This window comes from Prevotella sp. FD3004 (assembly GCF_000746155.1).
GTDB lineage: Bacteria > Bacteroidota > Bacteroidia > Bacteroidales > Bacteroidaceae > Prevotella.
Map to the genome: position 1 here is coordinate 342,741 of NZ_KN050819.1, position 10,603 is coordinate 353,343.

Sequence of the window (10,603 nt, forward strand, 5' to 3'; positions counted from 1 at the left end):
ACATCCTTATTTCTCCCTTCTATTACATTTCTTCCTTCTCCTCGGCTTGATCTTTCTTGGCGCGGGCTTCCTTTATGCCTTTAAGAGCGGTTTTGAGTAAATCTACAAACTCACTACGAGATAGTTCGCTTACCTTCTTGTTCATAATACTATTCCATTTCTCGCCGTACTTATTAGACAATTCTTCTGTCAGCTCGTCGATATTGCGACGATCGATTGAATTTTTCTTTTCCATTTTATTATTTATTTAATTATTGATGCCTGCAAAGGTAGCGATTATTATTGAAACCGTCAAATATTTGGGCATTGGATTTTGAAAATTTTAAAAAGAGGGTGTTTTCACACCCTCTGGATTACTTATGATGGTTCTCGATGTCTGTAATCATTTTACGGCATCATCGGTTATCATGTTTCCTGACTTTCGCATGGCAATTATCACATATTGATATACTTCACTGGGTTCTGACTTTTACAATAGAATGCGGTCTTCGGAATTCGGTACAAGCTCTTTGTTACTCATATCATTATTGATTTTCTTTGATGACCTTAAATTCTTCTTCAGAAACGACGCTCATAGCCATTGTCTCTTTATCAATCTTTATATAACCATTTCGTTGGTCGGTTTCAAATTTCAATCCCTTTAAGACCTTATTGCTGATGGGTACATACCATGATATGTCTGTTTCCAAACCCACGGTGTATTTCTCCAATGTGCTTGTACCCAATGCATTGATGTACTTGACATTCTCATCCAAGGGATTGCATGATGAAATACGGAAATGACATTCTTCATCTTTCAACAAAGGTAGACGTACCTCACAGTTAGGTAGGACAAACCAAACCAACCCTCTATCCATATCAGTAATGAGCATTTCCTTTTCAGATTTGTTCCTTATAACAAGATCGAGAAGAAGCGTTTTCAAATCTTCAGCCTGTGCTTTGGCATCAGCGGATGCAGCGAGAGAAGCTTTTGTATTGTCTCTAGCATCCACATAGTTCCGCATCGCCCAGCCCTTGTCATGCCCACTATTCATTTGGCTTTGAGCCATACCCTCTGATGCAGACGAAAAGGCTGCTGCAACCATTGCCCAGCCAGCTGCATTCTTTGCTCTTTTTATGTCACGCACCAAATCTTCTGATACGACCTGCTGTGCCAAAGTGCAAATAATGAGTCCGTCTTTTGATGACATCATAAGCGAGTGCGCCTTGTTTGCAAGAGAATCTACTTCGCCATTCTCTATCAATAGAAGATGGTTATCATAAGTTGGTATGTATGTCGTCTTTGCCTGAATGGGTATGGCGAATACACAAATTAATAATGATAAGACAATAGTTTTCTTCATATTATTCCCTATCATAGTGGTTTTCAACATAGTTCTCATTCTTTCCGATAACCATTTGTTAGTTCGATTCTTCTCAACCAACACCAACTTGATACGATTTACATCTTCCATATATCTCAGTTTAATGCTACAAAAGTAGTGAACTATTTTCACTTTCTCGCAATTTCAGACAAAACTTTGTAGTATATCAACTGGATTTATGATTTTTTATGGATTTTGCTATCTGTAGCATGAAAATAACTATCCCTATTGACGCTTTTGTGTAAACACCACTGGACCCTCAAGACGCGAGTCCAGTGGTATAATCAGTTTCCTCACGTCTGCACGAAGGCGGTTTTGTGGCGGTTGGCGGTGGGACGGACGGCGAGGTGGAGCCAGTAGGTGCCGCGGGAACTGCGCTCGATGAAGAGTTCGTCGAAGTCGGGCTCGAGGGTGCCCTCGGGAACCTGAGGGGCGACGGGAGCCTGTGAACCCTCGAGCTGAGAGCCTTCGGAAACCTGAGAGCCCTCGGAAGCCTGAGCGCCTTTAAACTCACGCCCTCGGGTGTCGGCGAGGTCGAGGAGGATGGCGGCGTAGCGGATGGCTTGTTCGAGGCCGAGGCAGCGGATGTCGACGGCGCAGCCTGTGGTGTGGTTGCTCGTGGGCGAGCCGCCTGCCTTGCGGTTCACTTCGGGCGAGCGGTAGCCTGAGCTGATGATCAGGGGCTCGTCGGGGTCGCCGTAGCGGGTGTTATAGCTGTGGCGCAGGGGCTCGAGCCAGTTGTCGCAGAGGTTCTTCAGGTTATTGATCGCCGCGGGTGGCGGGGTGTTGCCCGTGGCCGTGGTGTGACTGGTCTTGCACAGTTCGGCGAGGGTGAAATGTTCCGACAGTCGGATGAGATTGGTCTTGTTCATTGTGGTTTGTGGGTTTTAACTTTGTATTCGGATGTCTTGCAATAGGTGCGGCTCACGTCGTCGAAGACGATATAGCCTCGGCTGGTCCAACAGCGCAGGGTCGACTCGCCGCTGCCGCTGCGGCCCTGGCTCTGGCGCATCTGGAGATACTGTTCGGTGGTGAACTCGTCGGGCAGCAGGTCGAGGAGGTTCTGAGGGCCCGACTGCCGTTCGATCTCTTCTTCGCTGAGCAGTTCGCGCTCGAGCTGTTTGCCGAAATAGAGCATCTTGTTCCAGAGGTTGTACTGCTGCGACCAGCGCACGAACTCGGCTATCTCCTTCGACCACTTGTAGCCGTGGGCCACGTAGAGCACCATGCCTTTCAGCCAGGCGATGACGTTGGCGCGGTAGGAGAACACCCTGTAGGCCTCGCTCTCGTAGAGACGGGCGGTGTCGCTGTTCTCGCGCCGCATCTCCAGCGACAGCCGTTTCGCCGCCTGACAGGTTATCAGTCCGCTCGCCGCGTCGAGGCGGTCGATGTAGGGTTTCAGCTCTTCGGCAAAGCTGTGGTCGTAGATGCCCAGGATGGGTGCCTCGTCGTCATCTTCGTCGCTGCGCACGATGGTGGCGATGTCGAGTCGGCTCACCGTGCCGTCGTTCACCATCTTATAGAAGAACTTGCGGGCGTTGGGCGGCGTGGTCGAGGCGTTGAAGTTCCACCTCAGCGGGGCTATGCCCGACACGGAGTCGGCTCCCACGCGCTCCTGACCGGCGAGCGAGTTGTCGAAGGCCTTGCGGATGAGCAGTCCCACCTCGTCGGCCGACCCTTTCGACGTCACCTTCTTCAGGGCTTCTATCTCGTCGACGATGGTGTAGATATAGCGCTGGCCGTTGTTGTGGGCATCGACGATGCGCTGGTTGAACACCGCGTCGGTGAGGTTGTCGATGAGCATCTGGATGCAGATGTCCTGCGGTCGGGCGTCTTTCTTCTGTCGGGCACCGGGGTTTCTCTGTTTCCAGTCGCTCTCTCGCTGACGGTTGGGCAGGTCGCGCAGACGGATGTCCTCCATGATATAGTCGATGGGTTTCTTGATAGAGCCCTTGCCTATCGACTGGCGGCCGATGAGGATGCTCATGAACGTGGCCTCGTGGTCGACGTTGTCCCAGTAGCGGAACTTCACGCCGTGCAGATGGGCGCCCAGGGCGGGGAACACGCAGCTGGCCACGGCGGGCTTGTAGATGTCGGGCACGTTGCGCGTGAGCAGCTTGACGAGCGGCGGCAGCTTCTTCGGCAGCGGTGGCGGCGACGTGAGGGTGCCTCCGCAGGCTTTGACCACCGACTGTGCCTGAAGGGCCTGCAGCACTTGTTTCAGCCGTTGCGACAGCCCGCGCCTGGGCTCTTTCAGGGCGTTCTCGAGGGTCTTGCGCCACTCTTCCCTATCCTGCTGCGAACAGCTGCCGTCGGGGGCTTCCCAGTAGTTGGGCACTATGGTCATCAGTGCCTCAAGCGAGTAGCCGCACACCGCGCGCAGCGTGGCGGCGAGTTCGAAGGTCAGCGCGTTGCGGTCGCCCTCCACGGGTTTGTGGCCGTTGTTATACATCTCCCAGTATTTCGCGATGATGTCGGTGAAGAGGATGCCGTTGTAGCTGGCCTCTGGGTCGTAGGCGGTGTCGGCTGGCTGGGCTGACTGAACAGGACTTTCCGAACTGCAACACTGCAACACTGCAGCAGAATTGTCGAACAGCGCGTCGTCGAGCAGCAGCAGTTCACTGGCGTCGGCGGTTGTCGAGAAGAACACACGGGTGATGTCTTTCGCGCCTTTGTCGTACTCCACCTCCAGCAGCTCACTGGCCCAGCGCAGGTTGTCTTCCTGCGACAGATCCTCGCGGCGGCGGAAGGCCAGGTGAAAGCCCTCGCCACGGGCACTGCGCTCGAGCATCAGCAGTCCCAGCTGCTCCCTGCGGTCGAGGATGCGGCGCTTCACGGCCTCGAGCTGGCCGGCGGCAATGTGGTCGATGTCCATGCCTACCGACCGCGAGGGTGTCTTCGCGCCTCTCAGCGTCCCGTCGTCGTTGGGCACGCACGAGTAGTTCATCTGTATCAGCCGGTTCTTCTGACTGGCGTCGCCCGCGCGGACGGCTTTCAGCACGGTCCGTTGCGTGTCGCTGTCGCGCAGGCTCAGATACTCTTCGCGGCTGAGGACGGGGCGCATCATCTTGGCCCCATCCTTCATATAGATCATGTGTACGCTCATAGCCGCTCAGTTTCTTTTCACGAGTTCACGAATCATCTTCCTGGCTATCAGACCTGCCTGGCTCATCAGGCGCTCGGGCAGTTCGCCTACACGCTGCTCGTCGAGCGAGAACACGAAGTAGTACTTGCCGTTCTGTCCCAGCGACAGCGAGCTGTTGTCCTCGCGGAAGAGGGCCTTGTTGCGTGGGCGGCGGGGCTGTTCTGTCAGGTAGATATTGCCGTCGCGCATCGTCTGCACCTTAAACGTGCCCGCAAAGGGTTTCATCACCACGTCCTCGCAGCACTCGAAGTCGAGTATGCGCAGTCCGTTTTCCAACTTGCCGAAGGCCATCATGCCGTCGACCATCACTTGTTTGCCGAATAGTTTACTTGTTCTTGTTTCCATTTTCTTCTTCTTTTTTTTAAAATGTTCAGAGTGTCTCACGGATCCTTAAGACGCTGCAAAGATAGGGAGATCATCTGGTTTGGAGAAGAAAAAAATCTGGTCATTCCTGAACGATCAGAAACGACCAGACATGACCATGAAAGACCATGATAACGCCCCGCTTTCGGGGGAAGGGAGCGTGTTAGAGAATCAGGTTGCGGAACTCTTTCACCATCTCGTCGAACGCGCTGCCCTGATAGGGCGCGATGTCGGGCTGGGTGTAGTTGCTCAGCGACGACTTACATCGCAGCCTGCCACGTCCGAACTCGTTGCAGAACTCGGGCCAGGTGGGTCGGCGCAGGGCTCCGGCGTCCATCGCCGCCCTGACGGGCATCAGCACGTCCTTGGGTCGCGTCTTGCCTTCCATCAGCTCGTGGAGCCGTCGGGTGACGAGGGCAGCCTTCTCGGGCTTGCATACCAGCAGACCGAAGTCGGCCACTGCCGTCGGCGCGCTCCTGGGCTCGCTGCGGGACTCGCGCTTGGGTTCTTGGCGCAACTCGGCTGCCGCCATCTGTCTCATGTCCTGATGGATCAGCGACAGCAGGATGTCGAACTCGAACAGGCTCACCAGGTCGTACAGGCTCAGGCGGGTCAGGTTGTGGCACATAAACCGCCCGTAGTCGTTGTAGTTGATCACGAGGATGTCGCCGTCCCACGAGATATACCGCCGGAACTTGGCGCACTGATGACTGAAATTCTCGGGCAGCTCATAGTCGGCGGGCAGCAGCTCCTCTACCTTGTCGAGCCTCACCTGTTGCAGCTCGCGCTTCGTCGGCGCTCGGTCCGATCGCAGCAGGTCTTTCTTCAGGAAGTCGGCCACTACCATGGTCTGCAGCTCTTTCAGACTCTCGAGGGTCACGTGGCCGTACCACTGTTTCATCCGCTCGTAGTCGGCCTTTACGGCTGTCATGTTAAACACGTCTTTGTGTGCCTGGTAGAACCGGTCGTAGTTCTCGGGCGCCTCGCCTGCTATGATTTTCTTCATCATGTTCAGCAGCGCGTCGGCCTCTGTCACACACATTCTTCTCTGATTACGGGAGTCTTTGCCGTTCGCTGCAGAGGCTCCCTTACATTGGAGCCAGTCGGTCCCAATCGCTGTTAAATTCTTCATAATCTTAAGTTTCCGTTTTTGGTTATTTCTAGTTTTGTTATATTATCTGGATTTCAAAAACATCCAAAAAAACTTGCAAATTTCAGGAAAACTCCTTATCTTTGCACCGTCAGAAGTTCGCTTCTGGCTATCCGGGCAGAATCCCGAGAGGGCAAGACTATATCGACACTACCCATTTTAAAAGCCACCCCCGAAGGTGGCTTTTATGTTTATGGTTTCTTCAATCATTGTTTTCAATTTACGTGTGCAAAGATACAACTTTTATCCCATATACAAGTCTGAAGTCTGATGAAAATTCAAACCGAAGATTTTCGTGCATTTTGCTGCAGTGTTGCAGTGTTGCAGTTCGAATCAGGGAGTGAGAAAAGTGAAAAGTAAATTCTATATATTTATATATATATATAATATATATAATATATAGACCTTTTTTTAGGGGTGCGCTAAGCTCTCAAACAACTGCAACACTGCAACAACTGCAACAAATCAAAGGGTTTCAGGGGTAAAGAGCAGGATAGCGCAGAATAACACGTCAGAGAGGGCTCCGAGCAAAGTGAGGATCTCATTTATCGAAACCCCCACTTTCCCCTGAGCGGGCTCAGGGGCGGCCCAGGCGGCTGTAGATGGCGGCTACCTCGGAGGGGAGAAAGGTGCGGCGCTTCTGCTGGGCGAGGTGCGCCAGCTCGGGGTCGTCGAGCAGCAGGGAGCGCAGCTTCTGGTAGGCGTTGCACGGCTGGATGTAGGGAAAATACTGCTGGGCGAGTTCTGTGCGGCCGAATGTGGCCTGGGTTCTGGGTTGTGTCTGATTCATAACGGTTACGTTTTTCGTTGTTCTTGTTTGATGGTACAAAGATACGAAAATCCAGCGAGATATGCAAGAAAAAAGCGCAAAATGTTTGGTGTAACATCGAAGAATGTCGGATAACATCGCATAACGTTGCATAACGTTGTTTCGGTGTATGGAAAAGCTTGCAGGGTCTAAATTTATTTCGTAACTTTGCCATCGCAAACGAGGAACGGCGCCACCGAGTGAGCAAAACGTGAGAGAAAAGAAAAGAACAAACAGTATTAACAAACAAAAAACAAACAAGATTATGGCAACAGAAGTTATTGCATTTCCTGTGAACCTGCGTAAGAACACCAACCAGCTGAACGCTGCCTACGGCAAGTACTACCCCGAGGCGGACACGCGTGAGCCGCTGAGCCTGAAGGGTTTCGCCAAACACCTCTCTGAACACGGCAAACTGGTGGACTACCCCATGGCGGTGCTCGTGCTGCAGAACATCGTGGCGTGTCTGAAGGAGATGGCCGTACAGGGCCAGCCCGTGAAACTCGACGGATTCGGCACCTTCACGCCAAGCATCGAGAGCGACGGCAAGAAGGCGCAGCCCTCGGTAGAGAAGGCGCTCGAGGTGGGCATCGACAACATGATCGAGGGCGTGCACCTCAGATTCATCCCCGAGAACACCAAGGGCGAGCAGCTGACGAGTCGGGCGCTGAAGAAAGAGTGTACCTTCAAGGCGGCCTATGTGGTGGCATCGCGCGAGAAGACGGTCAACGGCAAGAAGGTGAAGTATCAGGAGAAGATTCCCATCAGCTCGTATGCCGTGGCATCGCACGAGGGGGAGTAGAAAAGGGAGTAAATGATCACGCCGCGGCGCTTTCTTTTACAAGGGCGTAGCGACCAAAAAAAAGGAAAGAATTATGAGCAAGAAAGAGACCATCAAGTTCATCGCACAGATGATTGCGACCGTATTCACGGCCATTGTGACCGCCCTCGGCACGACCTCGTGCGCAGGTGCGTAGAACGAAAGAAGAATCCCCGGCGTTTCCCCGACGCTGGGGATGATTTTTTTCTGGGGACGGAAACTGACAAATTTCTTGCGTGAAAATTTGGTAATTCGCTCATCTTTAATTATCTTTGCACTCTGAAACTAAAAACAAACCGAACAAAATGAAATTATCAATCAAGAAACTTTCCTGTATGGCGTTGCTGGTGGCAATGACCATGATGCAAACATCGTGCGATGAACTGTTGGGCGAAACGGATAATCCGGCGCATGATGACGACCCCGCAAAAATAGCCGTAACGGCTGTGACACTCGACGAGTCGACGCTGGAGATAGTTTACGGCATCGGTAAAGAGGTGACGCTCGAAGCGACGGTAAGTCCCGCAGACGTTGAAGACTTTGATGTCACATGGTCGTCGTCTGACGAGACCGTCGCCACGGTCGACGACGCGGGTGTGGTTCATGCTGTGGGCGCAGGAACGGCTGTCATCACTGCCAAAGCTGGCAGCAAGAAGGCCACATGCGACGTCAGCGTGGTGGTCAACCTGGAGACACCGCTCACCTTCGAGGCCGCCAAAGCTGGCGTGACCGTTAAGTTTAATAAATATGATGAGGATATCGTTGCTCCAAACGTAGAATATTCGCTCGATGGCGGCATCACATGGAAGGACGACCTGACAGCGGCTGGCGTTACGCTGGCTGCTGCGGGCGACAAGATCTCGTTCCGAGGCACAAACGAGGCGTACGGAAGCCGTTCTTTTGACGATTGTTATTGCTTCGAGCTCTCAGCCGAGACCTTTGTTTACGGCAACGTGATGAGTCTGATAAACAAAGACAACTACCCCACCAACAAGACGTTAACAGCCGACTATGCCTTCAAAGGAATGTTTGGTGAACAAACGAAGAACAAGGATGCTGATCACCAGATATTCCTGCCCGCCACGACGCTGACTGAATGGTGCTATAATTATATGTTCTATGGCTGCACAAGCCTGACCACAGCGCCAGAGCTACCCGCCAAGACGCTGGCTGAAGGATGCTATGATAGCATGTTCCAAGACTGCATAAACCTGACCGCGGCACCCAAACTTCCCGCCACGACGCTGTCACAAAACTGCTATGTTGCCATGTTCAATGGCTGCACAAGCCTGACCACAGCGCCCGAGCTGCCCGCCAAGACGCTGAAAAAATGGTGCTATTATAGCATGTTCTATGACTGCACAAGCCTGACCACAGCGCCCGAGCTGCCCGCCGAGACGCTGGCAGAAGGGTGCTATAATTGGATGTTCGCTGGCTGTAAGAAATTGTCCAGCGTCACCTGTAAGGCTACGGATCTCAGTGCAGATCTTTGCCTTTATAAGTGGCTCAATGGTGCTGGCACAGATGAATCCGTAACGACAAAGACGTTTTATATCAACAGCGCTTATTCGGCTTACATAGCAGATATGAATGGCAATCTGGCAGGAACAGCTGATGATGACCAGATCAATACGAATGTGCCCTGGATAAAAGGCAATAAAGGCATCCCCGCTGGCTGGACCATCGCCGCCGCAGCAGCAGAATAACCCAACAGCGCAACAAAAAACAGCAATCCCCTGCGTCGAGAATGCGCTGGGGAAAACTAAAAACAATAAACAAGATGAAACTGACAATCAAGAAACTTTCCTGTATGGCGTTGCTGGTGGCAATGACCATGATGCAAACATCGTGCGACGAACTATTGGGCGAAACGGATAATCCAACACCAAATGACGACCCCGCAAAAATAGCCGTAACGGCTGTGACACTCGACGAGTCGACGCTGGAGATGGCTTACGGCATCGGTAAAGAGGTGACGCTCGAAGCCACGGTAAGTCCCGCTGACACTGAAGACTTTGATGTCACATGGTCGTCGTCTGACGAGAGTGTCGCCACGGTAGACGATGAGGGTGTGGTTCATGCCGTGGGCGCAGGAACGGCCGTCATCACCGCCAAGGCGGGCAGCAAGAAGGCCACATGCGACGTCAGCGTGGTGATCAACCTGGAGACACCGCTCACCTTCGAGGCCGCCAAAGCTGGCGTGACCGTCAAGTTTAATAAATATAATAGCGATGTCGTTGCTACCAACGTGGAGTACTCGCTCGATGGCGGCATCACATGGAAGAACGACCTGACAGCGGATGGTGTTACGCTGGCTGCCGCGGGCGACAAGATCTCGTTCCGAGGCACAAACGAGGCGTACGGGGCTGATAATTATATCGATTGTTATCGCTTCGAGCTCTCAGCCGAGACCTTTGCTTACGGCAACGTGATGAGCCTGATAAACAAGGACAACTACCCCACCAATAAGACATTGACAGCCGACTATGCCTTCAAGTGGATGTTCATTAATCAAACGAATCTGAAGAATAAGGATGCCGATCACCAGATTTTCCTGCCCGCCACAACGCTGACAGAATACTGCTATGATGGCATGTTCTGGAGCTGCAAATACCTGACCACAGCGCCCGAACTACCCGCCACGACAATGAAGAAAGGGTGCTATGGTTACATGTTCGATTGGTGCGAAAGCCTGACCACAGCGCCAGAGTTGCCCGCCACAACGCTGGCAGAAGAATGCTATTATTGCATGTTTGAAAGCTGCAAAAAACTGACCACAGCGCCCAAACTGCCCGCCGAGACGCTGGCAAAAGGGTGCTATAGTAGTATGTTCGAAGGCTGCGAAAGCCTGACCACAGCGCCAGAGCTGCCCGCCAAGACGCTGGCAGAAGAATGCTATTATTGCATGTTTGAAAGCTGCAAAAAACTGACCACAGCGCCCAAACTGCCCGCC

11 protein-coding genes are annotated in these 10,603 nt (G+C 52.7%); 4 read left to right on the forward strand and 7 right to left on the reverse strand.

Features of this window, described 5'->3' with window-relative positions; translation table 11 throughout:
- Positions 1–22 precede the first annotated feature (22 nt).
- The 7 genes from T325_RS08435 to T325_RS12865 all read right to left on the reverse strand — a co-directional run bounded on the left by T325_RS08435 (position 23) and on the right by T325_RS12865 (position 6,812).
- Entirely contained in the window at positions 23–235 is a 213-nt protein-coding gene (locus T325_RS08435; protein WP_036912432.1) for a hypothetical protein, read from the reverse strand.
- A 289-nt stretch (positions 236–524) separates the two neighbouring features.
- On the reverse strand, positions 525–1,454 hold the full coding sequence (locus T325_RS12710; RefSeq protein WP_036912435.1) for a hypothetical protein: 930 nt from the start codon (positions 1,452–1,454) through the stop codon (positions 525–527).
- 203 nt (positions 1,455–1,657) lie between these two features.
- Complete coding sequence (locus tag T325_RS12930) at positions 1,658–2,236, reverse strand: D-Ala-D-Ala carboxypeptidase family metallohydrolase (RefSeq protein WP_051949799.1); 579 nt, start codon at positions 2,234–2,236, stop codon at positions 1,658–1,660.
- Positions 2,233–4,470: a hypothetical protein gene (locus T325_RS08450; protein WP_036912438.1), complete on the reverse strand. Its 2,238-nt coding sequence runs from the start codon at positions 4,468–4,470 to the stop codon at positions 2,233–2,235. The genes T325_RS12930 and T325_RS08450 overlap by 4 nt, the downstream gene beginning before the upstream one ends.
- 6 nt (positions 4,471–4,476) lie before the next feature.
- Complete coding sequence (locus tag T325_RS08455; RefSeq protein WP_156097662.1) at positions 4,477–4,854, reverse strand: hypothetical protein; 378 nt, start codon at positions 4,852–4,854, stop codon at positions 4,477–4,479.
- Between the two features lie 181 nt (positions 4,855–5,035).
- Positions 5,036–6,004: a hypothetical protein gene (locus T325_RS08460; protein WP_156097663.1), complete on the reverse strand. Its 969-nt coding sequence runs from the start codon at positions 6,002–6,004 to the stop codon at positions 5,036–5,038.
- Between the two features lie 595 nt (positions 6,005–6,599).
- Entirely contained in the window at positions 6,600–6,812 is a 213-nt protein-coding gene (locus T325_RS12865; protein WP_036912445.1) for a DUF4248 domain-containing protein, read from the reverse strand.
- Between the two features lie 283 nt (positions 6,813–7,095).
- Here T325_RS12865 and T325_RS08470 point away from each other — a divergent pair, with 283 nt between their 5' ends.
- The 4 genes from T325_RS08470 to T325_RS12425 all read left to right on the forward strand — a co-directional run.
- Positions 7,096–7,632, forward strand: coding sequence for an HU family DNA-binding protein (locus T325_RS08470; protein ID WP_036912448.1), 537 nt, complete (start codon positions 7,096–7,098; stop codon positions 7,630–7,632).
- A 73-nt stretch (positions 7,633–7,705) separates the two neighbouring features.
- The gene (locus T325_RS12720; protein ID WP_156097665.1) at positions 7,706–7,807 is read left to right on the forward strand and encodes a smalltalk protein; all 102 of its coding nucleotides are present in this window, start codon (positions 7,706–7,708) and stop codon (positions 7,805–7,807) included.
- Positions 7,808–7,955: 148 nt separating this feature from the next.
- Positions 7,956–9,356, forward strand: coding sequence for an Ig-like domain-containing protein (locus T325_RS08475; protein WP_036912450.1), 1,401 nt, complete (start codon positions 7,956–7,958; stop codon positions 9,354–9,356).
- Between the two features lie 74 nt (positions 9,357–9,430).
- Positions 9,431–10,603 (forward strand): Ig-like domain-containing protein (locus T325_RS12425; protein ID WP_197051333.1); only part of this gene is annotated, 1,173 nt, incomplete at its 3' end.